The sequence below is a fragment of the Nocardia sp. NPDC056064 genome (genome assembly GCF_042266925.1).
In the GTDB taxonomy this organism is placed as follows: Bacteria; Actinomycetota; Actinomycetes; order Mycobacteriales; family Mycobacteriaceae; genus Nocardia.
This window is the reverse complement of the sequence record NZ_JBHJWO010000001.1, coordinates 4,859,492-4,886,320: the sequence shown is the minus strand read 5'-3', so window position 1 is coordinate 4,886,320 and position 26,829 is coordinate 4,859,492. Positions and strand designations below refer to the sequence as shown.

The 26,829-nt window shown below is 66.6% G+C and carries 24 protein-coding genes; 11 read left to right on the top strand and 13 right to left on the bottom strand.

Annotation, left to right across the window (positions count from 1 at the left end; all coding sequences use genetic code 11):
* From ACFC06_RS22610 to ACFC06_RS22600, 3 genes are all read left to right on the top strand, one after another.
* On the top strand, positions 1–1,947 hold the full coding sequence (locus ACFC06_RS22610) for a hypothetical protein (protein ID WP_375934486.1): 1,947 nt from the start codon (positions 1–3) through the stop codon (positions 1,945–1,947).
* 329 nt (positions 1,948–2,276) lie between these two features.
* A complete protein-coding gene (locus ACFC06_RS22605) occupies positions 2,277–3,053 on the top strand; it encodes a transposase family protein (RefSeq protein WP_375934483.1) in 777 nt (258 codons plus the stop codon).
* 37 nt (positions 3,054–3,090) lie between these two features.
* The gene (locus tag ACFC06_RS22600; RefSeq protein ID WP_375934480.1) at positions 3,091–3,414 is read left to right on the top strand and encodes an integrase core domain-containing protein; all 324 of its coding nucleotides are present in this window, start codon (positions 3,091–3,093) and stop codon (positions 3,412–3,414) included.
* Between the two features lie 275 nt (positions 3,415–3,689).
* Here the strand turns inward: ACFC06_RS22600 and ACFC06_RS22595 are convergent, their stop codons facing one another.
* The 6 genes from ACFC06_RS22595 to ACFC06_RS22570 all read right to left on the bottom strand — a co-directional run bounded on the left by ACFC06_RS22595 (position 3,690) and on the right by ACFC06_RS22570 (position 7,518).
* On the bottom strand, positions 3,690–4,220 hold the full coding sequence (locus ACFC06_RS22595; RefSeq protein ID WP_375934477.1) for a hypothetical protein: 531 nt from the start codon (positions 4,218–4,220) through the stop codon (positions 3,690–3,692).
* A gap of 50 nt (positions 4,221–4,270) precedes the next feature.
* Positions 4,271–4,735 (bottom strand): hypothetical protein, encoded by a 465-nt coding sequence (locus tag ACFC06_RS22590; RefSeq protein ID WP_375934474.1) that lies wholly within the window; start codon positions 4,733–4,735, stop codon positions 4,271–4,273.
* A gap of 20 nt (positions 4,736–4,755) precedes the next feature.
* Entirely contained in the window at positions 4,756–6,021 is a 1,266-nt protein-coding gene (locus tag ACFC06_RS22585) for a type VII secretion target (protein WP_375934471.1), read from the bottom strand.
* A gap of 102 nt (positions 6,022–6,123) precedes the next feature.
* A complete protein-coding gene (locus ACFC06_RS22580) occupies positions 6,124–6,741 on the bottom strand; it encodes a DUF3558 domain-containing protein (RefSeq protein ID WP_375934468.1) in 618 nt (205 codons plus the stop codon).
* A gap of 186 nt (positions 6,742–6,927) precedes the next feature.
* The gene (locus tag ACFC06_RS22575; RefSeq protein ID WP_375934465.1) at positions 6,928–7,236 is read right to left on the bottom strand and encodes a DUF6802 family protein; all 309 of its coding nucleotides are present in this window, start codon (positions 7,234–7,236) and stop codon (positions 6,928–6,930) included.
* A gap of 90 nt (positions 7,237–7,326) precedes the next feature.
* Positions 7,327–7,518: a PspC domain-containing protein gene (locus ACFC06_RS22570; protein WP_375934462.1), complete on the bottom strand. Its 192-nt coding sequence runs from the start codon at positions 7,516–7,518 to the stop codon at positions 7,327–7,329.
* A gap of 146 nt (positions 7,519–7,664) precedes the next feature.
* On the opposite strand from ACFC06_RS22570, the gene ACFC06_RS22565 reads away from it, so the two are divergent.
* Entirely contained in the window at positions 7,665–9,305 is a 1,641-nt protein-coding gene (locus ACFC06_RS22565) for an ABC-F family ATP-binding cassette domain-containing protein (protein WP_375934459.1), read from the top strand.
* A gap of 4 nt (positions 9,306–9,309) precedes the next feature.
* The gene (locus ACFC06_RS22560; RefSeq protein WP_375934456.1) at positions 9,310–9,735 is read left to right on the top strand and encodes a hypothetical protein; all 426 of its coding nucleotides are present in this window, start codon (positions 9,310–9,312) and stop codon (positions 9,733–9,735) included.
* A gap of 55 nt (positions 9,736–9,790) precedes the next feature.
* Here the strand turns inward: ACFC06_RS22560 and ACFC06_RS22555 are convergent, their stop codons facing one another.
* The 6 genes from ACFC06_RS22555 to ACFC06_RS22530 all read right to left on the bottom strand — a co-directional run bounded on the left by ACFC06_RS22555 (position 9,791) and on the right by ACFC06_RS22530 (position 16,943).
* The gene (locus tag ACFC06_RS22555) at positions 9,791–10,141 is read right to left on the bottom strand and encodes a hypothetical protein (RefSeq protein ID WP_375934453.1); all 351 of its coding nucleotides are present in this window, start codon (positions 10,139–10,141) and stop codon (positions 9,791–9,793) included.
* Between the two features lie 221 nt (positions 10,142–10,362).
* Positions 10,363–11,700 (bottom strand): phosphoglucosamine mutase, encoded by a 1,338-nt coding sequence (gene glmM, locus ACFC06_RS22550; RefSeq protein ID WP_375934450.1) that lies wholly within the window; start codon positions 11,698–11,700, stop codon positions 10,363–10,365.
* A gap of 164 nt (positions 11,701–11,864) precedes the next feature.
* A complete protein-coding gene (gene rpsI, locus ACFC06_RS22545; protein ID WP_375934447.1) occupies positions 11,865–12,383 on the bottom strand; it encodes a 30S ribosomal protein S9 in 519 nt (172 codons plus the stop codon).
* Entirely contained in the window at positions 12,380–12,823 is a 444-nt protein-coding gene (rplM, locus tag ACFC06_RS22540; RefSeq protein ID WP_022567307.1) for a 50S ribosomal protein L13, read from the bottom strand. Before rplM ends, rpsI begins: the two co-directional genes overlap by 4 nt.
* A 177-nt stretch (positions 12,824–13,000) precedes the next feature.
* Entirely contained in the window at positions 13,001–14,317 is a 1,317-nt protein-coding gene (locus tag ACFC06_RS22535) for a hypothetical protein (protein WP_375934443.1), read from the bottom strand.
* Positions 14,318–14,399: 82 nt separating this feature from the next.
* Positions 14,400–16,943: an FHA domain-containing protein gene (locus ACFC06_RS22530; protein WP_375934440.1), complete on the bottom strand. Its 2,544-nt coding sequence runs from the start codon at positions 16,941–16,943 to the stop codon at positions 14,400–14,402.
* Between the two features lie 107 nt (positions 16,944–17,050).
* Here ACFC06_RS22530 and ACFC06_RS22525 point away from each other — a divergent pair, with 107 nt between their 5' ends.
* Positions 17,051–18,496 carry a neutral zinc metallopeptidase gene (locus ACFC06_RS22525; RefSeq protein WP_375934437.1) on the top strand — a complete coding sequence of 482 codons (1,446 nt, stop codon included), beginning with the start codon at positions 17,051–17,053 and terminating at the stop codon, positions 18,494–18,496.
* A 3-nt stretch (positions 18,497–18,499) separates the two neighbouring features.
* Here ACFC06_RS22525 and ACFC06_RS22520 read toward each other — a convergent pair whose 3' ends face one another.
* Positions 18,500–19,816, bottom strand: a complete 1,317-nt coding sequence (locus ACFC06_RS22520; protein WP_375934434.1) for an FHA domain-containing protein — start codon at positions 19,814–19,816, stop codon at positions 18,500–18,502.
* Positions 19,817–19,961: 145 nt separating this feature from the next.
* On the opposite strand from ACFC06_RS22520, the gene ACFC06_RS22515 reads away from it, so the two are divergent.
* From ACFC06_RS22515 to ACFC06_RS22495, 5 genes are all read left to right on the top strand, one after another.
* Positions 19,962–21,158: a hypothetical protein gene (locus tag ACFC06_RS22515; protein WP_375934431.1), complete on the top strand. Its 1,197-nt coding sequence runs from the start codon at positions 19,962–19,964 to the stop codon at positions 21,156–21,158.
* A gap of 177 nt (positions 21,159–21,335) precedes the next feature.
* On the top strand, positions 21,336–22,541 hold the full coding sequence (locus tag ACFC06_RS22510; protein ID WP_375934428.1) for a hypothetical protein: 1,206 nt from the start codon (positions 21,336–21,338) through the stop codon (positions 22,539–22,541).
* On the top strand, positions 22,538–23,782 hold the full coding sequence (locus ACFC06_RS22505; protein WP_375934425.1) for a hypothetical protein: 1,245 nt from the start codon (positions 22,538–22,540) through the stop codon (positions 23,780–23,782). Before ACFC06_RS22510 ends, ACFC06_RS22505 begins: the two co-directional genes overlap by 4 nt.
* 88 nt (positions 23,783–23,870) lie before the next feature.
* Positions 23,871–25,439, top strand: coding sequence for a serine/threonine-protein kinase (locus tag ACFC06_RS22500; protein ID WP_375934422.1), 1,569 nt, complete (start codon positions 23,871–23,873; stop codon positions 25,437–25,439).
* 158 nt (positions 25,440–25,597) lie between these two features.
* The gene (locus tag ACFC06_RS22495; RefSeq protein ID WP_375934419.1) at positions 25,598–26,794 is read left to right on the top strand and encodes a hypothetical protein; all 1,197 of its coding nucleotides are present in this window, start codon (positions 25,598–25,600) and stop codon (positions 26,792–26,794) included.
* The last annotated feature ends 35 nt before the right edge of the window (positions 26,795–26,829 follow it).

The window sequence follows — 26,829 nt, the reverse complement described above, 5'->3', positions numbered from 1 at the left end:
ATGGCGGACGATTCCAAGCTCGGATTGGGCGAGGGGAATGCCGGAGACTGGGTCACCGTCAATGGCACGGGCAGGGATAGGTCTGCCGTATGGGCGGGCTACGGAGCCCACGATGCCAGTGACCTCGGAATAAACGACTCGATAGCCTCCGATTCAGGCGCTTATAACATCGCCTATGACGCAGATGCAATTTTGCGCACCGGCGGGACCAATGTCGACCTCAGCCTAGTCTATGGGACCGGGATGCGACAGGATGTTCTCCATTGGTTCCACCTAGTACAGGCGCGGTACGAGTTCTCCGCCCAAGGCGGCGAGTCCGCCTCTGGCATTTCACTGGAATCCAACTCAGCGATTGATGAAGCCTACTTCAAGCAGGCCGGAATGAAGCTGAACAACCTTGTCGGTGCCGCCCAACGAATAACAGCACAGATGCCAACCATCAATACGGCTCAAGCCGACCAGGAAAAGGTTGTCAATACCCTCGACGGAGCATGGCAAGGCACCAGCGGCACGGCAGCGAAAAACAAGCTGAGCAAGCTGAACAACTGGTCCGATGAAGCATCGACCGAAATCGGACAGCTGCCCGGCGTGCTCAACGGCGCGGTCGACGGAATAAAGAGCTGTCTCCAGCGAAAGGCGAATGCCTTCGGCAAGCTCGCCGGCGTAACCAAGATCAACGGCGTCGAAATGACAAACGGCGACAGCGGCGGCCGAGGTATCAATCTCCGCGGTGACGATGATGCCGCAGCAAGCAACGACGATGTTTCAATGATCCTGAACTACGCTGCACGAAGTGGAATCGGCGATACAGTACGAGCTCGAATTCAGGTACTCGCCGATTCTGGGGTATTCGGACAGAATCGTGGCGGCCTGAAACGATACATGGGGCATGACGCCCCACAGGGAGACACCCGGGCCGAGAAGAGGAGGTTCGACGATCAGGCGCAGGCGCTCTGCGAAGAATGGCGCAAGCATTTCTGGGAGAGCGCGGAAGGATATTTCCGGGCATACACGAATCTCTGCACTGAGACGGATGCCGCGGTGAAGGCATATCTCAAGGTCGTCACTGACGCACTCAACAATGTCGAGCATCTCTCCACGCCTCCGGCTCCGGAATCGAAACCCACAACTCAACCAAGCCCCGACACGCCCGGTACGACACCTGCTGGCACCACCGGCTCTCCGAACAACGACGACACTTCGGCCGGCGGCGCTCCCGACACGACCGATGATGATGATGACACGAAGCCCACTACGACGAAGCCGACAACAACCGACGACACCGATGATGACGACGACACCTCCACCGACCTGAGCAGCCTGCTATCCACGGTCTCGAGTGGACTGTCGACGCTGAGTTCGGTGGCAAGTGAGCTGTCGAGCCTGGTGTCCGGGTCATCGACCTCGGCCGAGTCCATCGCCGAATCTCTCGGCACCGGTTTGACTTCACTCGGAACGTCGATCACCAGCGGTATCGAACAACTCAGCAGCTTGCTCAGCGGCAACGGTTCCACCGAATTCACCATCGCTGGAACCACTCTCAGCCTCGAGACCGGCGAGGATGGACAGCTCAAGCTAACGACAACCGACTCGGCGGGCACCGCCCACGAGTACGGCCTCACTCTGAACGAGAACGGCGTCCCAGTGGTCACCGACAACACGGTGACAGAATCCCCCGCCACCGGCGAACCGTCATCGTCCTCGGGCCAAGGCCCAGCCGGCCTCGAAGACTCCGGAGCTACCTCCAGCACATCACCGAACCCCACCGGCTCACTCAACGCGAAAGGCCAAGCAGCCGAACACAACCCCGAAAACTACGTCAGCGCCCCGTCTTGGACAGCCCAAGGCGAGCACGACAACGAACACTGGTCCTCCATCCCCGGTAACGATCAGCAGCCGAACCCAGGTGGTACAGGCGCCGAATTGGCTGAAGCGGGTCCGCTCTGAAATACCGGGATATGACAAGGAACGAAAGCCTTCGCGGAGCGGACCCGCTTCAGCCAATGGAAACCGGTCACGGGGAAAACCCTCCTGTCCGTGGATAGATCGCCGGTAAACGCGCGGGGATCGAATGAATGACAGCCGTAACGGGCCGCGGTCCTCGGCTGTCGCGGCAGCGTGGTGGATGAGTTCACGGATCGCGTAATGAACCTTTTTCATCCTGCCGCTGAACCATGGTGCCCTGCAGGCTGATTGGTGTCTCCTCGACATGCGAACTGGCGAAGCCCCTGGTAGGAGAGCAATCACCACAACCGCTCGTCCAGCAGAGGCTTCCCTTGTTGTTCTACCGTGCCGCACTGCCGTTGTCATCGGCGACCCTGCATTTCGTCGCCGCCGTGATCCGGCGTCACCGCAGCGAGATCGGGTCACGCTGGCGGGCACTCGATCCAGGCCAACAAGCGATGCTTGTGCTGGTCTACCTGCGCAAAGGCGAACCGTTCACCGATCTCGCGGCCGGGTTCGAGATCTCTACGAGCACCGCCTGGCGCTACGTCGAGGAAACGACCACGCTGCTGTCAGCACATGCCCCGGGGTTGCGCTCGGCGTTGAGGAAGGCCAAAGCCGCAGGTCACAGCTATCTCGTCCTGGATGGCACCGTGATCGCGATCGACCGAGTCGCCGCAGATCGTCCGTTCTACTCCGGCAAACACCGGTTACACGGGATGAACGTGCAGGTCCTGGCCTCGCCCGAAGGCGAGATCGTGTGGCTCTCACCAGCGTTACCCGGCAGCGTCCATGACAGTAAAGCTGCCTGGATCTGGCAGATCGTGACCGAGTTGGTCATCGGTGGCTGGATCGTATTGGCGGACAAGGGCTATCAAGGCATCGCGGGAGTCCTCACCCCGTACAAGGGCCGGAACAAGCCTGCCTCGCAGAAGCTGGCCAACCGTGCTCACGCCCGCCTACGCGGCCGCGGCGAGCGGGCGTTCGCCCAGCTCAAGGTATGGAAGATCCTGCGGAAGCTGCGTTGCTGCCCGGACAAGACCACCCAGCTGGTCAAGGCGATCGGCGTTCTTCAAGAACACGAGCTTCACGCCGCTGCAGCAGGATGAAAAAGGCTCAGTGAGCCTGGCAGCGTAATCACACCCCGTGTCCAACTTCCGGGGTCAAGGCCCGGGAACGCAATATACGTCGAAGGAATTCGACACCTACTGCCGGCGGAAGGGCATTCGGAGGTCGCTCGGCCGGACCGGCTCTTGTTTCGACAATGCCGTGTCGGAATCGCTGTTCGCGACCTATAAGAAGGAGTTGATCCATACTCGTCCGTGGCCGTCGGTCGAGTCGGTTCGGCGGGCGACGTTCGACTGGGTCGAGAACTACTACAACACCCGACGGAGGCATTCGGCGCTGAATTATTTGACACCGCGAGAATTTTCGTTAGGGTACAGAGAAATCAGTCAGATCGCGGCTTGAGCCCGTGTCTACCGAAACGGGGACACTCCACGCATCTGGTCGAATACTTCGCTATCGGCATCTTCCCCGGCTGGATCCCCGGAGGCTTGTTACTCACGGTCCTGTTCTTCTTCAATCAGGCAAGGCCCGCATGGCGCGCACGCCGCACCGAGGACCGGAGATCGGTCGCGTTCCGCGCCCACCCACGCTTCCTCGAACGGTCCGCCGCGGATACCTGATAGCGACCTGTCATCTCGTCGGGACTGCGGCGCTCGTCGAGTCCGCTCTGGTTGCGCTCACCAGATGTCGGCCCACACCGGCCGCTTGGGAATATCGATAAATGCGGCGTTCTTGTGCACCACCACGGGAACAGTAGCCCCGACTGCTAGCCGCTCCGCCAGAACCCGGGCTTTTGCCTCACGGAACTGGGGAAAGAAGTACTGCTTCTGTATGCGAACGTCGGCGCCGTAGTCAGGGTGTGGACACTGCACCATCACCTGCACACGCCACAGGTCGAAATTCAGCGGGCCCTGGCTGTCCCTGCGCTGCAGCTCCGACTCGACCACGACGGCATTCACCGCGGTACCAACCCCATCGAGGTAATAGCGACGCAGCCGCCACACCCCGGCGAGGACGAGCATCCACGCCCAGACCCCCAGCACAACACTGGCGGGAAGGACCAGCGCCATGGCGACTTTCGAGTCTGACCACCTAGCTATCGTCACCCCGATATTCAGTGCCCCCGCCATGAAGAGCACCGACGCGACAGCGACACCCAGCGTCCACACCAACGACATCGGGCCGATCAACTTCTGCGACGCCGACACCTCATACTCCTCGAACTAGTCAGCTGCCTGTTCTTCCTGACATCGGCGGTTCAACGCCAACGGCGTTCGCCCGGGTACTCATCGAAGTCGTCGGGCCAGTCACTGGGTCCGACTATGGTCTCACCCGTTCGCGGCCGCTGTGTGGGCGGCCAGGGCTGAGCCGGCGGCGAGGTAGGCGTGGATGGCGGCTGCTCAGGGGACCACTTCCAGACAAAGAGCGATGAACTCTTCATCTCGGCGACTTCCGGCGGAACCGGCCTGGCAAGGACCTCGATGTCGCACCACCGGCATTCGCCGCTCCGCACCCGCTCCGCGAAGTCTTTGAGAGCCGGTGACGCTGAATCCATGCCTGCAACCATGGATATGAAGTCCTCGTTGACCTCGGTGGCGCCGTCGAAAAGTTCGTCGACATCGATGTTGGCGAGACGTATGGTCGCGGTGCGCAAATTGTCGACCGCATCCATCACCTTTCGAGCGATCGCCTCGACTTCGGGATCGAGATCAGGCTCGCGCATACTTCCCCATTGCGGCCTCGTCATGACGCATTCCCCCAGGGCGAAGCACCGGTACCGACGTCATAGGATTGCGTTGGCCTGTTCACCATATCGCCGTAGTGGGCAATCTGCTCGATATCCTTGCCAACAGCAGCCACGCGGGTAGCATCGTCGATCTTCTTCGTCACAGGCGCGATGGTATCTTCCAGCTTCTGTTGCGCTTTATCCTTAAGCTGGCCAACGGGATCCTTGATTATGTCAAGTAGCTTCTGAAATGCTTCGGCCAGCTCCCTGATCTTGCCGACAACATCGATAGCAGCGTTGACAAGAACACCGATATCGTACACCAACTTGGCGATCTTGGCGGCCCCAAGACCCGGAACAGCTGTTGACAGGATATTCGCGACCGATTTCAGTGCACCCTTGATATCATCGAAGTCGACATACTTGTTCAACATCCCCCACATCTTCTCGAGAATGAACTTGATGCCGTCCCTGATCATGTCGGCCACTTCGCCCGCACAATCGCTGACAACCCGGCCGACTGGACCTTCCCATTTCATCGCCGCAATTTGCTTGGTGGCCCAGCCATTGAATGCGACAGCGGCACTTCCATCCCAGTTGGGTTTGTTGTCGGCCCCGGTACCATCGATCCGACGCAACCCAGACTCGAGGTTCTTTCCGCATATTTCAAGCCCATTGCCTGCCGATTTATAGACCTCGCCGAGTCTGCGAATCTCAGACCAATTTCCCGGGATCGGCTCCAAACATTTGACCAACGGATCATACTCGGTGCCCGCTGCACGTGTAATGCTCTTGATGGACTCGTTCACGCTGCCGAGCACTGGAAATACCTCAGAGATCAGACCGGCGAGTTCTTCTTTGTTCGCCGCTGGGGATTCGAGTTGAAAGGATTCCGGCTTGGCATAACTGACAGCGCCGACATACTGCGCGGTCGTCCCGACCTCCTCGACGTTGTCGCTCCCCGGGATGCTCGACTCAGTATGCGCATTCAATGCTGCGTACGTCTTCTGATCCTGATCGTGATACATCCACGCCGCCTTGTTCAACTCTGTAGCTGTGCCTTGAGTCGTGGTGGCGAGCACTGAATGTCGCTGTGACATCCATTCAGCGGCCGCATTGATAGGCGTTACCAGAGTGTCGATAATCGGTCCGTGAAGCCAATCTGCGGCGCGTCCTTCTTTTGCCACGAAGTCGGAAGCCGACTTGGCATCCGCCGCGATCAGAGAAACCAAATTGCTCAGACCAGCGATTTCGCTGGGATTTGCCGCGAAAGTCTCAACCATCCAAACACTCCCTAACTCAATTCGTATCAGTGGGTCAAGGCCGGTCTCGTTGCGCTCGAACCCCCGACCCTGCGCGAAGCAAGACCTGTTGACCAGAAGGCACTACGTGCCGAGCGACTCCCCGAAAGTCTCAGCAACCACACGGATCTGATCACATGCCGACGGCGTGGGAACAGGCCCGGGATAGGCGATCAAGCTGACGGTAAACGTTCCGTCTGCCGACCTCACCGATGCCGAACAAGCACCGCTGTTCTCCGGAGTTCGGTACAGCACAGCCTCCCGACCTGCTACCGGGTTGGCATCGAACACGCTGTGACCGGGATTCTTACGGATGTCGTCGAGGGTGAGATCGCTCGAGGTCACAGCAACGATGCCCGTAGGGAATTGCTCGCCGTCAACGACTGTCTCACGCCAGAATTGACAGCCAATCCTGGTGAACGGCATGGAAACGCTTTCGGCCGAGTATCTTTCGCGGGTTGCTGGGTCGAACCCAGCACGGCTGACCAACTCGTCGCCGACACTCACACATGGATCGAGACGAACTTGGGTGGAGCCTGTTTGCGTCGGCGCAGGTGGAACGCTCACCTTGATGGCAGGCGCGGAGCCTGCGGGTGCCGTTGCCGAAGTCGACGCGGCCGCATCATGATCAACAGAGTCCTCGGCGCATCCGACCAACGTCGCGGCGCCCACCAAACAGCCAATGGCGAGACTTTTTCTCATTATCGAAACCCTGATCGTCGAGGTCGGCGGACATCCCGCGCGTGGCGAGACGGTTGCGATCATCGCAGACGCAGCGCATCGCTGTCTTCCGGGACCTCGATCTACACCGCGTCGATTTTGTACCCGGCCGACAGCACAACAGACTACTATCGACAGATCTGTGATATTTCCCACTGGCGCGTATGGTCAGCGCTCCAGGTTGCCCTGGTCGGTCCGGCGCCACTCCGAGGTTCCGTCGGGGTGGCGGTGGTACTCCCAGGCCGCGTAGTCGCCGTCGCCCTCGACGACGGTGACGTGGTCGGCGAAGCCGTCGTGGTCGTAGTCGGACCAGATGCTGGTCGAGTCGGGGGTGGTGTCGGTGATCGAGTCGACGACACCGTCACCGTCGAGGTCCTGGCTGGGATGGTGCAGTTCGACGGGGCCGAGGTCGCTCAGTGGCGAGTGGGCGTCGATATCGGGCAGGCCGAGGCCGGGGATGTCGCCCGAGGTGACCATGACTCCTCCTCAAACGGAAAACTCGCGGATGACGGCGGCGGATTACCCACCATCCTGTCATCCGCGAGCAGCCCGCGGGAAGTTCGGCCCCTACTTCTTCGGCATGATCAGCCACAGCACCAGGTAGAGCAGGAACTGGGGGCCGGGCAGCAGGCAGGACAGGACGAAGAGCAGGCGGACGACGTTGGCGTTCCAGCCGAAGTACTCCGCGATCCCACCGCAGACGCCTGCGATCCAGGAGTCGCTGGTCGAACGGGTGAAGCGGCGGGCGGGGGCGGTCATGATGGGCGCCTTCCTGTGGAGCGGGTGATGACTCCACTGTGCCGCGCGGTGGGTGGCGGCCGCATCGGTAGCAGGACCGATACGCACCCTGATTTCCGCGCGCCCCGGCCTCAGGGTCGCACCCCGAGACAGGCAGAATCATGGCGGTGAGTGCCACCTTGCAAGCGACCGGTCTGTCCGCGGGCCATGCCGAGCGGACCTTGTTCGCCGACCTCGATTTCACCCTCGCCCCCGGCGATGTGATCGGGCTGGTCGGGGTGAACGGCGCGGGCAAGTCGACGTTGCTGCGGATGCTGGCGCAGCGGTCGCCGGGCGAGGGCGCGATCACGTTGAGCCCGCCGGACGCGACGGTCGGGTATCTGGCGCAGGAGCCGGAGCGGATCGAGGGCGAGACGGTGCTGGAATTCCTGGCCCGGCGCACCGGTGTCGCGCAGGCGCAGCGGGTGATGGACGACGCGGCCGAGCGGCTCGGCGAGGGCGGGGACGACGACTACTCCCCGGCGCTCGAGCACTGGCTGGCGCTGGGCGGGGCCGATCTGGACCAGCGGGCCGAGGAGGTGGCCGCGGATCTGGGGCTCACCGACGGGCTGGCGAGCGGGCTGGCCACGCCGATGACGGGACTGTCCGGTGGGCAGGCCGCGCGGGCGGGTCTGGCCTCGGTGTTGTTGTCGCGCTTCGACATCCTGCTGCTCGACGAACCGACCAACGATCTCGATCTGGACGGCCTGGACCGGCTGGAACGCTTCGTCGCGGGCGTGCGGGTGCCGCTGATGGTGATCAGCCACGACCGGGAGTTCCTGGCGCGCACCGTGAATCAGGTGCTGGAGCTGGATCTGGCCCAGCAGCAGGTGGGTCTCTACGACGGCGGCTACGAGGCGTATCTGGCCGAGCGGGAGATCGCGCGCAGGCACGCGCGCGAGGCCTACGACGAATTCGCCGACACCAAGGCGGGTTTGGAGGCGCGCGCGCAGATGCAGCGCAACTGGCTCGAGCACGGCGTGCGCAACGCCCGCCGCAAGGGCAAGGGCGACTCGGACAAGATGGGCCGCAAGACCCGGGCGGAGTCCACCGAGAAGCAGGCCGCCAAGGCCCGCCAGACCCAGCGCCGGATCGAACGGCTCGACGTGGTCGAGGAGCCGCGCAAGGAGTGGGAGCTGCGGATGGAGATCGCGACCGCGCCCCGCAGCGGCGCGGTGGTGGCGACGGCGGCGAACGCGGTGGTGCGCCGCGGCGAGTTCACCCTCGGCCCGATCACCACCCAGATCGACTGGGCCGACCGGATCGTGCTCACCGGCGCCAACGGTTCGGGCAAGTCGACCCTGCTCGGGGTGCTGCTGGGCAAGATCATCCCCGATTCCGGCACTGCCGCACTGGGTTCCGGCGTGCGGATCGGCGAGGTCGATCAGGCGCGCGGGCTGTTCCGCGGGCCGGAGTCCCTGGCCGACACCTTCGGTGCCGCCATGCCCGACTGGCCCGACGCCGACGTGCGCACGCTCCTGGCGAAATTCGGCCTGCGCGGCCCGCACGTCACCCGGGCCTGCGACACCCTGTCCCCCGGTGAGCGCACCCGGGCCGCGCTGGCGCTGCTGCAGGCGCGCGGGGTGAACCTGCTCGTCCTGGACGAACCGACCAACCACCTGGACCTGCCCGCCATCGAGCAGCTCGAACAGGCCGTCGAATCCTTCACCGGCACGCTGATTCTGGTGACGCACGACCGCCGCATGCTGGATTCTGTTCGCGCGACCCGCCGCTGGCACATGGCCGCGGGCACGCTCACCGAAGGATAGAACGATGGACCTGGGGATCGATACCCGTCTCACCCTGCTCGTCACCGGGCTGATCTTCCTCAGCGCCCTGCTGCTGGGGGTGTGGAAATACCACGGTATCCGCACCTCGCCGACCGGCGCGGCGCACGTGTATGTCGACATCGCGCACCGCGCGGCGCTGATGTACTCCTTCGCCGGGGTGCTGCTCGCGGTGTTCACCGAGCTCAGTGCCTGGCCGACGGCGGTGAACCTGATCGCGGATCTGGTGGTGCTGGCGTTCTTCGCCGGCGCCATCGCCAGCTATGTCCTGCACGGTGCGCGTCGCGATACCACCGATCAGTTCGCCGGGGAGGTCCCTGCCGCGCTGCGGCTGTCCATGTACGGGCTGATCGTGGGTGAGGTCGGCGGCTTCCTCGTGCTGTTCACCGGTTTCCTCGCCGGCCAGTTCTGAGCACGAAGCCGGACGCAGCGGGGTCGGCCCACGGCGCCCTGCCGCCGGCCTGTGGTCAGAATGTTTGCACCACAACCGGTTCCGGGGCGCCGAACAGGTCGACATCGGAACCGAGCTTGGCGCCGATCAGGCCCGCCAGCGCGGTGGTCAGCAGGACCACGACGACCGTGATGAGCGAACGCGAGCGCGGTACCCGGGGCGGGGCCTGGCTGGTGCGCGGCGGCTGCGCGGGCGCCGGCTCGTAGAACTGCTGGCCGTAGCCCTCGTCGCGGATCGGCACGGTGTGCGAATAACCCTGCGGCACATCCCGGCAGCCGGGTCGACCGCAGGCGCCGCCGCAGCGGTGCGGCTGGTCGGCCTCGCCGTACTCGTAGTACTGACCACCGTAGTTGCGAGCAGGCAGCATGACCCGTCCCCCTTCGAATAGTGCTGCGCGCCAAATCATCCGCCTGCGCCTAGCAGCACACGCGCCACGAGCACACAGGTCCTGATGGCGTACGCCGATAGTAGATGGGCCTGCCCGGACACGCCACCGGGTCGTCCGGCGTCAGCGTGCGATCCGGCCGCGCCCGAACGACGTCACGCGCGCGACGCGACAGAACGCACGACGACGCCGGCCGGATCGGCTCAGACGGCCGCGACCCGCTTGGCCAGATCGTCGGCGAGCTGATGCGCCTGCTCGGGATCGGTGGCCTCCACCATCACCCGCACCAGCTGTTCGGTTCCGCTGGGCCGCAACAGGACCCGGCCCGTCTCGCCGAGAATCCGCTCCGCCTCGGCGACCGCCTCGCGCACCTCGGGCGCCGCGGCCACGGCGGCCTTGTCGCTGACCGGCACGTTCACCAGCACCTGCGGCACGGTGGTCATGATCGAGGCCAGATCGGCCAGGGTGCGGCGGGTCTGGGCCATCCGCGCCATCAGCCGCAGGCCGGTGAGCACACCGTCACCGGTGGTGCCGTAGCGCGGGAACACCACGTGCCCGGACTGCTCGCCACCGAGACTGTATCCACCGCGGCGTAGTTCCTCGAGCACGTAGCGGTCGCCCACGGCGGCGGTGATGACGCTGATCCCGGCGGCGCGCAGGGCGATGTGCAGGCCGAGATTGCTCATCACGGTGGCGACGAGGGTGTCGCCGACCAGCTCGCCGGATTCGCGCATGGCCAGCGCCAGCACGGCCATGATGGCGTCACCGTCGACGATCTCACCCGCGGCGTCGACGGCCAGACAGCGGTCGGCGTCGCCGTCGAGGGCGATGCCCAGGTCGGCACCGTGCTCGCGGACCGCGCGCTGCACCGCGTCCAGGTGGGTGGAGCCGCAGCCGTCGTTGATGTTGAGACCGGTGGGTTCGGCGTTGATCGCGATCACCGTCGCGCCCGCCTCCCGGTAGACCTGCGGGGCCACCTCGGCGGCCGCGCCGTGCGCGCAGTCGACCACGACGGTGAGCCCGGACAGATCCTGGCCGGTGGATTCGAGCAGGTGCTCGACATAGCGTTCGTGGGTGCCCTCGACGGTGTAGTCACCGCGCACCCGGCCGATGCCCGCGCCGGTGGGGCGCACGGTGACGCCCTCGGTGATCAGGGCCTCGATGCGCTGTTCCACCGCGTCGTCGAGCTTGTGCCCGCCCGCGGCGAAGATCTTGATCCCGTTGTCGGGCATGGGGTTGTGCGAGGCGGAGATCATCACGCCGAAGCACGCGTCGTAGAGGCCGGTCAGGTAGGCCACGGCCGGGGTGGGCAGCACGCCCACCGAGAGCACGTCGACACCGGCCGAGGTCAGGCCCGCGGTCACCGCCGCTTCGAGCATCTCGCCGCTGGCGCGCGGATCGCGGCCGACCACGGCGACCGCGCGCTTCTTGCCGCGCGAGAGCACCTGCGCCGCCGCACCGGCGACACGCATCGCCAGTTCCGGGCTCAACGATTCGTTGGCGAGTCCACGAACTCCGTCGGTGCCGAACAGCCGTCCCATAAAACCCTCTACTGGTAGTAGGTCCCGAATACAGCACGAGAGCAGGCGACCAGCGGTGCTGGCAGCCTGCTCTCGCACACGTGCGCCGCCGGCCGTGGCTCAGCCCCGCTCTCGCGGGGAGCATACCCAGGGTATGCGAACGACCGTGGCCGGCAGTGCGTAAATCAGCGCTTCGAGTACTGAGGCGCCTTACGGGCCTTCTTGAGGCCGTACTTCTTGCGCTCGGTGGCACGCGGGTCACGCGTCAGGAAGCCGGCACGCTTGAGCGCGGGGCGATCCTCCGGGGTGACCTCGATCAGCGCGCGGGCGATGGCCAGACGCAGAGCGCCCGCCTGACCCGACGGGCCGCCACCGACCAGGCGAGCGTAGATGTCGAAGGACTCGACACGCTCGACGGTGACCAGCGGGGACTTCACGAGCTGCTGGTGCACCTTGTTCGGGAAGTAGTCCTCGATGGAGCGGCCGTTGAGCTCGAAGTTGCCCGAACCGGGCACCAGGCGCACGCGGACGACGGCTTCCTTACGGCGGCCGACGGTCTGCACCGGGCGATCGATCACGATCGGCGCGAACTCGGTCTCTTCGACGTACTCGGCTTCGTAGCCTTCGCCGTCTTCCACGACCTCGACGACGGCCTCTTCGGCCACGTCGAACTCTTCGTTGGCGAACTCTTCAGGAGCGGTCACTGGGCCACCTGCTTGATCTCGAACGGAACCGGCTGCTGCGCGGCGTGGGGGTGGTTCGGGCCTGCGTAGACCTTCAGCTTGCCCGCGATCGCGTTACCCAGCTTGTTCTTCGGGATCATGCCCTTGACGGCCTTCTCCACGAGACGATCGGGACGGGTCGCCAACACCTCGCCGACAGTGCGCGACTTGAGGCCGCCCGGGTGTCCGCTGTGGTGGTGGATGAGCTTGTCCTGCTTCTTGTTGCCGGAGATGGCAACCTTGTCCGCGTTGATGATGATGACGAAGTCGCCACCATCGACGTGGGGTGCGTAGGTCGGCTTGCCCTTGCCGCGCAGCAGGCCAGCGGCCTGCACGGCGAGACGGCCGAGGACTACGTCAGTGGCGTCGATGACGTACCACTTGCGGGTCACGTCACCCGCCTTGGGGCTGTACGTAGGCACAGTCGTTCCCTGTCTGTCGTCGGTGTTGCCAGCCACGGGTGTGGATCGACACTGCCCCGGCGGCTGGTGGAGACCCGGGACTTCGAGGAGACGCCGATCCGCGAACGGTTCGGCGTTCCACACGCCAGCGAGCCACGATACCAGTCGCGCATCACCGACCCACAATCGGGCGAGCGGCTAGATGACCACCGGCGGTCCGGGGTCGGTCGCGCCCGCGGTGCCGGGGATCAGGTAGCGCAGGGTGTCGATGCCGGGGGCCACGCAGGCGCGGTCACCGATCAGGGTGGCGCCCGCGGTGGCGATGCCCTCCGGCGGGACGGTGTTCGCGTACGGGGTGAACGCGCAGGTGCTCGCGTCGGCGGCCGTGACCACCTCGGCCTGCCAGCCGGTCGCGGCCAGGGCGAGCGCGCCCGCCACCGCCGGGGCGCCGAAGAAGCCCTTCTTCACCTTGCCGATGAGCTTGCCGCGGCGGTCGTCCTCGTCGTCGAGGGCGTGCCGGGGGGCGCTGTGCGGCGGCTGTGCGGGCGGACCCGCCACGAAACCGGCCGGGCCGGGCGGCTGGGCCGCGGGCGGCGCCGACGGCTGCGCGCCCCAGCCCACCTGGGCGGCGTAGGCCGCGCCGGGGTGCTGGGGTTCCTCGTAGTCGTCCTCGTCGAACGGCTCGGTGACCAGCAGATGCGCGGCGCCGAGCACCAGTGCGTGCATCGGATGGTCGGCCACGTGCAGCCGCTGGCCGAGGTGGTTCTGGAAGGCCAGCCGCAGCGCGTCGTTGAAGCAGACATTGCCCGCCAGCAGCACCGTCGAGGTGTCGGCGCCGATCGAGCGGGCCGCGGCCATGGCCTCGATCACCACATTGTCGGCGGAGCGGGCGTCGCGCAGTGCCTCGGCGCTCACCGAGACCTCCACCGACTCGGTGGGCTGCTCGTCGTCGCCGTGCACCGCGACCACCAGCAGTGTGCGGCCGTCGGAGTACACGCCGGTGGCGCCGACACCGGTACGGTGCCGCTCGCCCGGCGGCTGCACCAGCCCCAGCGCCCGCACGTAGCCCGACAGCGCGACGCTCTCCGGCAGCGGTTCGACGGTGACGTCGAGCTGCTCGACCAGCGCCGCGTACACCTCGACCTTCTCCTCCGGCCAGCTGTCCGGATACGGCAGCGCCACCAGCTGCGGCTTGCCGCGCAGGTACTTGCCGATCGCGGCGAGCGGGTTGTAGAGCCGGGCCCGGAACACCAGTTCGGCGGGCCAGGTCGCCCCGGCGATCACGATCTGCGGGTGCCCGAGGATGTCGCGCACGTCGGCGATCGCCATCCCCAGGTCGGGTCGCTGCCGGTCGACACCGGCGGTGTGCAGCCTGCCCGCCGCGTCGGCGAGCAGATAGGCAGGCGGGGTATAGGTGCCCTCGACCTGAACCGGGCGGATCGGCGTGTCTCCGCCACCGGCGGCGACGGACACCACATCCCACCCCAGGTGCAGGGCGCCAACTCGAACGGTCACAGGCTCAAGTGTGCCCGGTCGGCGCACGACACGCGCAGCGTGCCCGCGGATAGCCCTCTGACCTGCCTCATGCCCGCCTCGCTCATGCCTGGGACTTCTTCAGCCGCAGGCGCGTCCAGGTGATCGCCGCCAGCACCGCGGTGATCACGACGACCATCACGATGTCGAGGATCCAGATGCCGATGGTGTGCTTCCAGAGCGGGTCGTCCTGGGCGCCCCAGAAGATCGTCGTCAGGTCGACGGTCGAGGCGCCGGCGGCGTAACCCCAGCGGGCCGGGAACAGGTAGGACACCTGCTCGAGGCCGACGCGGTCGGTCACCGGGATCAGGCCACCGGCCATCACCAGCTGCACCATGATCATCACCACGAGCATCGGCATGACCTGCTCGTTGGACTTGGCCAGACTCGACATCAGCAGACCGAACACCACACAGCACACCGCGGTCATCGCGATGTCGATGTACAACTCGATGCTGCCGTTCGGGATCAGCGAGCCCGCACCCGGCGGCTTCTTGCCGACCAGGGTGATGCCGATCAGCACCGCCGACTGCAGGAACGCGACCACGCTGAACACCGCGATCTTGGCCAGCAGATACGCCGAGGGCATCAGCCCGACCGCGCGTTCGCGCTGGAAGATCGACCGCTCACCGACCAGATCACGCACGCTCAGCGTGGCACCCATGAAGCAGGCGCCGAGGATGAGCACCACCAGCAACTGCTGGGTCTCGCTGCCGCCCGAGCGCGCGAAGGACCCGTCGGCCTGGGCGACGAGCGCGCCCGCGGCGAAACCGTTCTTGCCCGGCACCACCAGCGACAGCGCGCCGAGGATGAACGGCAGCACCACCAGGAACACCAGGTAGCCGCGGTCGGCGAAGATCAGCCGCAACTGCCTGCGCGCCAGCGTGGAGAACTGCCGCATCCCGTTGGACTGCGGTGGCGCGCCCATGCTGCCGCGTTGCGGTGGTGCCGGCGGTGGCGGCGGCACATAGGCCTGGCGGGAGCGATAGGCCGCGAAGGCCTGGTCCGGATTGGCCGCCACATTGGCGAAGATCTCGGCCCAGTCGCTGGTGCCGAGCGCGGCACCGACGCCACCGGGATGCCCGGCGAAGGCGGTCTTGCCGCCGGGGGCCAGCAGCACCACCTGGTCGCACATGTCCAGGCAGGCCACCGAGTGGGTCACCACGATCACCACGCGACCGGCGTCGGCCAGCTCGCGCAGCATCTGCATCACCTGGCGGTCCAGCGCCGGGTCGAGGCCCGAGGTGGGCTCGTCGAGGATCAGCAGCGAGGGGCCGGTGAGCAGCTCCATCGCCACCGAGGCGCGCTTGCGCTGACCGCCGGAGAGCCGGTCGACGCGGGTGTCGGCGTGCTGGGTGAGCGAGAGCTCCTGCAGCACGCCGTCGATCACCTGCTGCCGGTCGGCCTTGGTGGTGTCGGGCGGCAGCCGCAGTTCGGCGGCGAAACCGAGAGCCTGGCGGACGGTGAGCTGACGGTGCAGCACGTCGTCCTGCGGGACCATGCCGATACGCGAGCGCAGCGCCTCGTACTCGGCGTGCAGGTTGCGGCCCTCGAAGGTGACCACACCGCCGGAGGGCTGGGTATTGCCCGCGATCAGCTTCGACAGCGTCGACTTGCCCGCGCCGGAGGGGCCGATCAGCGCGGTGAGCGTGCCGCGGCCGGCCTGCATGTTGACGTCGACGAGCAGCTGCTTGTTGCCCTCGACGGTGAAGCCGACCCCGTGCACCGTCAGGCCCAGCTCGGCGACCGGCTTCTGCCGGTGCGTCAGCGCGCCCTGGTTGACGACGAAGTCGATGTTGCCGATGGTGACGATGTCGCGCTCGCGCAGCACGGTGCGCTGCTGACGGTGACCGTTGACGAAGGTGCCGTTGGCCGACCCCAGGTCCTCGATGGTCAGACCCTCCGCGGAGGACACCAGGCGCGCGTGCCTGCGCGAGGCCAGCGGATCGTTGACCACGATCTGGTTGTCGGAGGTACGGCCGATACTCAGGCCGCCTGCGGGAATGCGGTCACCGCGGGCGACGGGTTCGGTCGAGGCCGCCTTGCGCACCGGCGGCAGCATCGAGGAGTCGGCGCGGCGGGTCATGTTGATGTTGTCCTGCGGCGCCTTCGGTTGCGAGGGCAGCTGCGAGGTCGGAACGTACTGCGGCGGTTGCTGCGGCCGCTGGGCCTGCGGATTCGGTCGCGCGGGCGGCGGGAACTGCGGACGTTGCGGCGGGCGTGGCTGTTGCTGCTGCGGTGCCGATTGCGGCTGCGACGGCGGTGCGAGCACGGTGGCCGCGTGCCGCGACCCCAGCGCGGCCGGGACCAGGTGCAGCAGCGGACCGCTGATCGCGTCGCCCAGACGGACCTGGGTGGGACGGTCGATCGACACGGGCTGGCTCAGCCTGCGCGCGTCGACGAAGACGCCGTTGGTACTGCCGTTGTCGGCGAGCACCCAGGCGCCGTTCTGGAAACGCAGGGTGGCGTGCACGCGCGAGACCAGCGGACTGTCCACGAACAGGGTGACCTCGGGCGCCCGGCCCATGGTGATCTGCTGGCTCGCTTCGAAGACTCGTTCGGTTCCATCATGGCGCACGGTGATGGTCTGCGCCCCCGGTGAAGACATGGAGCGGATACTATGCCATCGCCCGGACATCGGCGGTGCCCCCGAGACGGCTTCAGTGCCGATCCGGTGATCGACCTGCACACGGATCCGGCCGACCAGGGGGATAGATGCCGAAAGGCCAAGTGTTCGTTGTGATCACCGCCGTGCTATGCGCGCTGGCCGGTGTGGGGTGCACGCGAGCGGTCGACGGCCACGGGGTCTCGATCTACGACGACCCCTTCCAGGTCGCCGGTCTGCCCACCACCGGCGGACCCAACGGCCCACGTCCCGGCGTCCCCGACGCCGATCTCACCGCCACCAACGGCGACGACGGCGAGGTAGACCAGCTGGCCCTCAACGCGATCGCCGACATCCAGGCGTACTGGCAGTCGGTCTTCGGCACCGAATTCCGCGACCAGACCTTCGACCCGGTCCAGAAACTCATCTCCTGGAACGCGCGCGCCCCGCGCAGCCAGGCGGTCGAGTTCTGCAAGGAGACCACCTACCACCTGGTCAACGCCGCCTACTGCCGCAGCGACAACTCCATCGGCTGGGACCGCACCATGCTGCTGCCCACCATGAGCGAGACCTTCGGCCAGATGTCGGTGGTGATGGTGCTGGCCCACGAATACGGCCACGCCATCCAGACCATGGCCGGGCTGGCCACCAAGAAGACCCCGGTGCTGGTCAAGGAACAGCAGGCCGACTGCTTCGCGGGCGCCTTCATGCGCCACGTCGCCGAGGGCAAATCCGAGCACTTCACCATCAACACCTCCGACGGCCTGAATTCCGTTCTCGCCGCGACTGTTTCGATCCGCGACTCCGACCCCGACGACCCGGAGAGCGTGCACGGCTCGGCCTTCGAGCGGGTCACCGCGGTGCAGATCGGCTTCACCGACGGCCCGCGCGGCTGCAAGGGCATCGACTCCGACGAGATCGAACAGCGCCGCGGCAATCTCCCGCAGAGCTTCTCCGGCGACACCGGCCGCGGCGAGTACCCCATCTCCAAGGACAACCTGGTCGAGCTGAGCAAGGCGCTGCAGGCGATCCTGCCGGTGGAGGACAGCCCCAGCTACGACTACTCCGGCGCGCGGATCGACTGCGCCGACGGCGCCGCCACCGAACCGGTCACCTACTGCCCCGCCACGAACGTGATCGCCACCGACGTCGCGGGCCTGGCCGAACGCGGCGCGGTCGACACCGAGGACGACGGCCCGCTGCCGGTGAAGGTCAGCGGCGACTACAACGGCTACGTCGTGTTCATCTCCCGCTACACCCTGGCCGTGCAGCAGAGCCACGGCCAGGCGCTGACCGGCGCGAAGACCGGCCTGCGCGCCGCCTGCCTGTCGGGCGTGGTCACCGGCAGGCTCGCCGAGCCCGACCGCCCGGTCAGCCAGGGCGATATCCAGCTGTCCGCGGGCGACCTCGACGAAGCGGTCTCCGGCCTGCTCACCGACGGTCTGGCCGCCAGCGACACCGAGGGCAACACCGTCCCCAGCGGTTTCTCCCGCGTCGACGCCTTCCGGGCCGGTGTCCTCAGCGGCGAGACCACCTGCCTCTCCCGCTACAGCTAGACCTCAGCCGAACGGGGGCGGGGCGGCGGGTTCGTAGCGGAGGACGCGGTTGCCGATCATGACCTCCGTGCCCGGGACCAGCACCATCGGCTGGTTCGGGGTGAGGCGGATCCAGTCGCGGTAGCCGGGCAGGCGGGAGCGGGTGCCGTTGGTGGAGCCGCGGTCGAGCAGTTGCACGTCCCAATTCACCAGGTGCACTTCGGCGTGCGCGCGGGACATGCCACCGGAGGTGTCGTCCACACGCAGCGGGATCAGGCCGCGCTGGGCGGCTTCGGAGTTCTCCGGGTCACGGCCGATCACGGCGTCGGCGGCCAGCAGGAAGGTCATCCCGTCGTCGAGGACGAGCATGCCCAGCGGGGGCCGCACGACCTCCGAGAGCGCCTGGGTCTGGTCGACCGGCATCCCGCACACGGTGCAGAACGCCGCGCGCGGATCGCTGGGATGGGCCCGCGCGCACTTGAATCCCATCACCTTGACCGCGAGCACGGTCGAGCGCGCGGTGGCTTCCAGCCTGCGCTGCAGGTCCGGGTCGGGTTCCGGGGCGGGATTGGTGCCCGCCTGCCGGGTCTCGGCGTGGTGCGGGTCGACCGTGGCGTGGGCGGGCCCGGTCGCGCTGGTGACCGCGTCCATCATCGAGGTCGCGGGCTGCATTCCGGTCGCGGGCGCCTCGGCCGGTCGCGAATCCTGCTGCGGCGCGGGCGGTTCCCGGTCGATCCGCGCGGTGGGCGGCGGCGGGCGACGGACCGCGCCCGCGGGTTCGGCGGTCCGCACCCGGCTGCGCACGTCGTTGGACCACACCACGGCCCCGCCGGCCTGGGCGATGCCCTCGACCAGCCAGCCGATGCCGCGCTCCGGCGGCAGGTCGGGAATCCGGCCCTTGGCGTCGTCGATGAACAGCGCGACGCCCCTGGCGGGCTCGGAGGCCACCCGGTCCACGGTGAACGCCGCGTCACTGCCGCGGTAGTACTCCGGGCCATGTTCCCCGGCGAGCACGGCCGTCACCGCGCCGTGCAGGAAGATCGCGATACCGCCGTTCTCGGCGGCCGAGAGCACGCCGAAATCGATCGGCACGCCGGGCGAGATCTGCTCGGCGTACTTCATCAGCCAGCGGGTGGCCTCACGCGCCACCACCGAACCCGGACCGCCGGGCGCCTCGTCGGCCGCGGCGCGCACCAGCTCCGCCAGCGATTCCAGCGCGAGGGCGGCGGTGTCGCCCGGGCCGGGTCTGCCCTGCCCCCGGTGCGCCACCACGATCACCGCGCCCGCGACGTGCGCGACCGCGTGACTTCCGGGCACCACTTCGACCTGCCGATCCCTCACAGGTATCGGCCTCCACCGGAACCACACAGCAGGGTCGTCGCCATAGCTCCCAGACTATGGCAAAGGTCCAGACATAGGTCCCCCTGGGCGGGATTCCTCCGGTAACTTCACAGGTATCGCGCGAGAACGTCGAGGGGGCGCTGTGATGAGCTGTTCGACCAGGATCCGGCTCGCGGCCGCGCTCTGCTGCGCCGCGCTCGTCACCCTCACCGGCTGCGCGGTCGGCGGCACGGCGGTGCCCGGCGAAGCCGATGTGCGCGGCCTGGAGACCGGCACCTATGCCGTCGATCGTCATCATTTCGACGACAAGGCCGGCACCAAAGGCGCTCTCGTGGAAGGCATGCGGATGTCGGCGGCCGTCGCACCCGCGGTCCGTATCGATTCCTCGCTGACCTACGGGCGCGGTGGTGCCGTCGCCGGGGATGTCACGCGCGCACTGGATTTCGTCGCCAATGTGTCCAGACCCGTTCTGGAGAAACGCAAGTACGTCACCGGTTACGCCGCGCTCGGCGCCGACAAACCCGACCCGGCCGACTCCACACGTCCGCCCGCCGACGCCACCGCCGTCAGCGTCTTCGTGCTGCGCTTCCCCGACACCGCGGCCGCCACCCTCGCCGCGCGCGAACTCGAGGACGTCGACCTGGCCGTCTCCCCCGACAACCGCAAGCTCACCTCGACCCGCTATCCGGCCGCCTACCTGCACTGGCGCCCCGGCGTCGCGACCGTCGGCGCGTTCCACGCCTACGAGCAGTTCGTGATCTCGCTGTTCATCCAGCGTCCCCGCGCCGAGGCCACCGACCTGACCGACTGGGTCGACCGGGCGCTGGCCGCCGAACTCGCCCAGCTGTCCCGGTTCACCGCCACCCCGGCCGACAAGCTCGCCGACCTGCCGGTGGACCCCGACCGCCTGCTGTCGCGCGCGATCGTCGAGGACCGTCGCGGCCTGCGTCCCGACCAGAACGTCTTCGGTGTCTACAGCACCAACCACCTGGTCAACCGCGCCTACGACCAGACCACCCGCCAGGAACTCGTCGACAGCACCGGCGCCGACCAGATCGCCGTCGTCGACGGCGGCTCGATCACCCGCACCCGCGACCAGGCCGCCTCCGAAGCCCTGATGAAGGGCCTCATCGACAGCTCCGACCGCTACGACCCGCTCCCCGCCCCCGGCGATATCCCCGGCGCCCAGTGCCTGAAACTGCGCACCCCGGAGGACGACACCGACAACTACCGCTGCTACGTCCCCTACAAGCGCTACCTGGGCATCGTCAGCGCCGAACGCGAACCCGAAGTCCGCCAGAAGATCTCGGCCCAATACGCCCTCCTCGCCAACAGCCTGTGACCCGTTTGTCCGGATCGCGGTGGCCGCTCCCGACCGCTCGGCACGCCACACGATCGTCACCGGCACCGGGTCGTCGGGGCTGGTCCGTGCGGGGGTCACACACCCGGTGACCCGCGACTTCGTCGGACCGGTGCCGTACGATTCGGCCGACGACCGATTCCGGGGAGGGAGATCGACGTGGGAATTCCTGTTCCAGCCAGGGCTGCGTGCGCCCTGCTCGCGGCCGTGCTCGCGACGGGGATGATCGCCGGTTGCGACTCCGGCCCCGACGCGCACGCCGCCACCGACCCGCCGGTCGATCTCACCACCCTCGACGTCGGCAACTACGCCACCGAACCGCGTGAGGTCGGGGTGGTCGCCAATCAGGACCAGGCCCGCTTCATCGAGGCCGAGCGTCTCGGCGACCATGTGCCGACGCCCGCCGACATCGACCCGCGATTCATCCACACCAATCCCACGATCGCCTCGGTGTTCCTCGATCCGGAGGCCGCGCTCGGCAAGATCATGGCCGTCGACCGGTTCGCCGAGGCCGCGCCCGATTTCATCGGCGGATTCGTCAGCTCCGCGCAGACCGAGCCCAACAACCAGGGCATCGACATGGTCAACGCGGTGATGATCTTCCCCGACGAGCAGAAGGCGGCCACCGCGGCCACCGAGCTCGAACGGCTCGACTTCGGCTACGCCCCCGGCAACCAGCCGATCGAGATCCCCGGCTACCCGGGCGCCGAGGCGCACTGGCAGCCCGACCAGCAGTCGATCGGCTCCTGGTTCGCCACCGGCCACCTGGTCGTCTACACCTGGCTCTACGACTACCTCAAGATCTATCTCGAGAAGGTCGACAAGCAGGCCCTGCTCGACCTCACCCGCAAGAGCCTCGACACCCTCGTCCCCGAGCTGACGAAGTTCACCCCCACCCCCAGCGACCAGCTGATGAGCTTGCCGCGCGACCGCGAGGGCATGCTCGGCCGCACCGCACCGCGCCCCCGCGAGGACTCGTGGATCAACCCGCCGGGCGTGTACGCGGGCCGCACCGCCCGGCACTTCACCTCCGATCCGGTGGCGATCGCGCAGGTCATCGAGGAGGCCGGCGTCGACCTGTACGCCTCCGACGGCGCCGATGTGTACCGTGCCCGCGATGTCGCGGGCGCCCAGGCCGTGCGCGACGAGCTCGGCGGCCTGACCCGCAAGTTCACCGCCTCCGAGCCGCCGAAGAACCTGCCCTTCGCCCAGTGCAAGGAATACATCGGCAGGCAGCGCTTCGCGATCCGCTTCTACTGCGCCGTCTCCTACGACCGCTACGCCGCCTACGTCTGGTCGCATCAACTCCTCGACGCCCAGCAGCGGATCTCCGCCCAGTACGCCCTGTTGGTGAATGCCGCATGAGAACCTCGACGCGCCTCGCGACCGCCCTCGTCGCCACCGTCCTGACCGCGGTGCTCGCCGCCTGCGGCTCCACCGTGGCAGGCTCGGCCCTGCCCGCCGAGACCGATTTCCGCACCCTGGACACCGGCTCCTACCCCACCGAGCCGATCAACGCCCACGACGACGACCCGGTCCTGCCGTTCTACGAGATGTACGAGGTGGCCGCGATGCGGATCGCCGACTACGTGATCACCGCCCACGACATCGACCCGCAGATGGGTTTCGGCAAACGCGCGCGCACCGCGTCCGCGGGTGTGATGCCCTGGGCGCTGGGTGACGACACGGTGATGTCGGGGATCGCCAAGAAGCACAAGATGCTCTACGGCTTCGAGTCCAACGGCGCGGCCAGGGACACCAGCGTCAACACCCTCGGCGGCTGGCCCTCCAAGCAGGCCAACAACCGGCTCACCGCCACCACGATGGTCTTCCAGTTCCCCGACGCCGAGCGCGCGAACGCCGCGGCCCGCGAGTTCCACGACGCCGACTTCGCCGCCCAGGAGGGCAAGAACCAGCCGGTATCGCTACCCGGATACCCTGCGGCACTGTCCCATTGGCGCCCCGACTCGCCGTTCCTGCGCACCCTGCTCCCGCACGGCCCGTTCGTGATCGCCTTCCTGCTCTCGGTCGACAAACCCGACCAGCACGCCCTGACCACCCTCGCCGAAACCGCCTACGCCAAGCAGATCGAGGCCCTGGACAAGACCACCGCGCTCACCGACGAAGAGGTCATGACCCTGCCCTGGGACCCCGAGCACGTGCTCATGCGCGCCCTCAACCCCGAGCAGCTGTCCAGCCCGGAAGGCTCGGGCCAGTACCTGCTCGTCGGCAAGCAGGGCATCCTGCACTACTCCGGCGATCCACTGCCCAGCGACCGGCAGTACGTCGACGAGCAGCTCACCAAGATGAACGCCGAGCAGATCGCCGTCTCCTGGGGTTCCTACGTCATCCGCACGCCCGACGAGGACAGCGCCCGGCGCGCGGTCACCGAGAAACTGTTCCCCTGGCGTACCGACATCGAGGCCGCCGCCCCACCCAATGTTCCCGATTCCGCCTGTGTGGAGAACACCCGGCTGTCCGCGTCGAAACGCTACAGCTGTGTGCTCGCTTACCACCAGTATGTCGGAATAGTAAGCAGCAACCAGCTTTTGGATGCCCAGCAACGTGCGGCAGCGCAATATGCGGTTTTCGCCAACACCCGATAATCCCGCACCTGCCCGTCCCCGCCGAGTCCGATATGCTCCAGCCGGGAAAAGCGGCAGGGTGCGGCACCGAGTCAGGAGATCGTGAAAGATGGCGATGAGCCCCGGCACCATCGTCGGCGGGTACCGCGTGCAGCGCGTGCTGGGCGCCGGCGGTATGGGCACCGTATACCTGGCCAAACACCCGAGCCTGCCGCGCATGGACGCCCTGAAGGTGCTCAGCGCCGAGCTCAGCCGCGACCCGGAATTCCGCGCGCGCTTCGAGCGTGAGGCCAATCTCGCCGCGGGCCTGGACCACCCCAATATCGTCTCGGTCTACAACCGTGGCGAAGAACACGGTCAGCTGTGGATCGCCATGCAGTACGTCGACGGCACCGACGCCGCCGCCGAACTCGCCCGCGACCGCCACGCCATGACCCCGCTGCGCGCCCTGCGCATCACCACCGAGGTCGGCAAGGGCCTGGACTACGCGCACCGGCGCGGCCTGCTGCACCGCGACGTGAAACCGGCCAACTTCCTGCTGTCCAGCACCGACGGCGACAACGAGGACGAGCGCGTCTTCCTCACCGACTTCGGCGTCGCCAAGTCCACCGACGACGCCACCGAACTCACCCAGACCGGCAGCTTCCTGGCCACCATCGCCTACGCCCCACCCGAGCAGCTCAGCGGCGCCCCCCTTGACCACCGCGCCGACATCTACAGCCTCGCCTGCGCCTTCTACAAACTCCTCACCGGCCAGAACCCTTATCCCGCGGCACAACCCGCCATGGTCATGATGGGCCACCTGCACGAACCCCCACCCCTGGCCACCAAGGTCAACCCCGGCCTCCCCCACGCCATCGACCACGTCTTCGCCCGCGCCCTGGCCAAAAACCCCGCCGAACGCTTCGCCACCTGCCGAGAATTCACCGACGCCGCCGCCAACGCCCTGGTCCCCGGCTTCAACCCCACCGGCCACAACACCTCCCCCACCTACCCGATCCAGGTGATGCCGCCCCAGCACACCACCGATCCCCGCGTCTCCCTGTCGGGCCCCAGCCAGATCTTCCAGTCACCGACACCCCCACCGACCGCGGCCGGCAAGTCCCGGCGCCTCGTCATGCTCGGCGGCGCGGCCGCGGTTATAGTCGCGCTGGCCGCGGGCATCGGCATCTGGGCGAGCAATGATTCGGACAGCAGCGCCGACCCGTCCACGGCCGCCGCCACCGAAACCACCGGGACACAGACCCCGCGCGAACGGGCTCGCAGCGAGAACCCGGCTTTCGAGGGCAAGACGGTGACCCTGATCGATGTCCTGTCCAAGCGGGAGATGGCGATCTACCTGCGTTCGACGCCGCAGACACAGTTCCTGGAAAGCCTCGGTTTCGTCTACAATCTGGAATACACCAAGACCGGCGAGGAAATCTCGCCCCGGCCGATCGACGACATCTTCGACCGGGTGAAGGCTGACGACGACACTTACATTCTCGCGGTTCGCACCGATGAGAAGGCCGGGGGCGGCGGGCTTTCCGGCCTACCCGATGATCTCGCACGGTCCAGGGCCACTGTGATTCCCATCGATGACCCCGCCACGATCTCAGCGCTGCGCAACTGGAGTGAAGGCTCAGATCAGGTGCTGCTGCAGAAGCTGGTACCGGTGCTGCAGAACCGGATCAAGTGATCAAGCCCTCCGGTTACCAAGTCGTGCCCACATAGCCGGGATGCTATGTTGACGCGAGCGATGCCGACGGCCGGATAGGGGCCGGGTGCTCGCCACCGGGGGATCCAGCTCTGACCGATCTGTCCTCCACCTGCGCATATACCAATGGAGGGGATCAATTGCGGGCACTATTGACCAATGCGGCGGCGAGCCTTGCGCTGATCACATTCGGTGTCAGCGGATGTGGTGGTGAGGCAGCGCCCGAGACTCCGCAGACCGCACCCATCGATCTTGCCGCACTCGACGTGGGGAGTTTCGGGACGACTCCGCGCACTATCGGAATTCCGAATGTCGACCGCGCCCGGCTGAGCGAAGGACAACGACTCGGCAACTTCCTGCCCACCCCATCCGAGGTGGACAGCCGTTTCGCCTTCCAGTCCGGAATAGAATCGACCTCGGTATTCGGATTCATTGAACGGGTGTACACGATCGGCGATTCGGATAAGTTCAAAGAAGATACCCCCGGCTTCGTCGCAGGCTTCTACAGCTGGGCGATCTCGCACGAGGATATCTTGATCGCCGAAAGCATCTCCAACACCACGATGATCTTCGACAGCGAAGCATCGGCCACCGCCGCCGCAGTCGCACTTGCACGTCGCAAGATGGCGAGCAAGGATACCTTTGTACCGGTCGAGCTGCGCGATTTTCCCAGCGGTCAGGCATTCTGGGACCCCACCCGACAGGAAATCTTTACTTTCCGGGCATATAGACAGTTTGTCGTCTATACCACCCTCAAAGACAACGCCATGCTCGAAGTACAGACAACCAATCTCGATGCCCTGACGTCTCTGGCGATCAAGAACTACACCGCCATCCAGGAAAGTCTCCAAGAATTCGTCCCTACGCCGCCGGAAAATCTGACCGAAATTGCGATGGATCACGACGAGTTGCTGGGCCATTCGTTGGCACGCCCGGAGAACGAGATCAGCAAGAATCCACCGGGCATATACGACGGCCGGGGTGCGCTCCACCTCAGCAGCACGCCCATCGAGGACAAGAAGCTCTTCGAGGAGGCCGGGCTCGAGTGGCTCGGAGTGAACGGCGCCGAGATCTATCAAGCCAAGGACGCCCGTGGCGCCGACCTCATCGCCACCGCCCACTCCGCCTTGAACAAAACACTTCGGTCAACCGACGCGCCCAAGGGCCTGCCTGCGACGAAATGCAGTGAAATGAAGGTCAAGAAGTCCCTCGCTGATCGATACCACTGCACGCTCGCCTTCGACCGCTACGTGATAGAAACCCGATCCAACCAGCTGATCGATGCGCACCAGCGACTCTCGGCGCAGTATGCCCTGCTGGCCGCCAAGGTCAAGTAGTCCGCACAACCTGGAGATAGAGCGATGAAATTTCG

Bases quoted from the DNA above. Each gene is read 5' to 3' on its own strand.
- ACFC06_RS22525 (WP_375934437.1), top strand. From the start codon at position 17,051: ATGCCGAAAGGCCAAGTGTTCGTTGTGATCACCGCCGTGCTATGCGCG.
- ACFC06_RS22555 (WP_375934453.1), bottom strand. From the start codon at position 10,141: ATGCTGCCTGCTCGCAACTACGGTGGTCAGTACTACGAGTACGGCGAG.
- glmM (WP_375934450.1), bottom strand. From the start codon at position 11,700: ATGGGACGGCTGTTCGGCACCGACGGAGTTCGTGGACTCGCCAACGAA.
- ACFC06_RS22530 (WP_375934440.1), bottom strand. From the start codon at position 16,943: ATGTCTTCACCGGGGGCGCAGACCATCACCGTGCGCCATGATGGAACC.
- ACFC06_RS22575 (WP_375934465.1), bottom strand. From the start codon at position 7,236: ATGGTCACCTCGGGCGACATCCCCGGCCTCGGCCTGCCCGATATCGAC.
- ACFC06_RS22585 (WP_375934471.1), bottom strand. From the start codon at position 6,021: ATGGTTGAGACTTTCGCGGCAAATCCCAGCGAAATCGCTGGTCTGAGC.
- ACFC06_RS22560 (WP_375934456.1), top strand. From the start codon at position 9,310: ATGGACCTGGGGATCGATACCCGTCTCACCCTGCTCGTCACCGGGCTG.
- ACFC06_RS22610 (WP_375934486.1), top strand. From the start codon at position 1: ATGGCGGACGATTCCAAGCTCGGATTGGGCGAGGGGAATGCCGGAGAC.
- ACFC06_RS22590 (WP_375934474.1), bottom strand. From the start codon at position 4,735: ATGCGCGAGCCTGATCTCGATCCCGAAGTCGAGGCGATCGCTCGAAAG.
- ACFC06_RS22580 (WP_375934468.1), bottom strand. From the start codon at position 6,741: ATGAGAAAAAGTCTCGCCATTGGCTGTTTGGTGGGCGCCGCGACGTTG.
- ACFC06_RS22515 (WP_375934431.1), top strand. From the start codon at position 19,962: ATGAGCTGTTCGACCAGGATCCGGCTCGCGGCCGCGCTCTGCTGCGCC.
- ACFC06_RS22570 (WP_375934462.1), bottom strand. From the start codon at position 7,518: ATGACCGCCCCCGCCCGCCGCTTCACCCGTTCGACCAGCGACTCCTGG.
- ACFC06_RS22500 (WP_375934422.1), top strand. From the start codon at position 23,871: ATGGCGATGAGCCCCGGCACCATCGTCGGCGGGTACCGCGTGCAGCGC.
- ACFC06_RS22505 (WP_375934425.1), top strand. From the start codon at position 22,538: ATGAGAACCTCGACGCGCCTCGCGACCGCCCTCGTCGCCACCGTCCTG.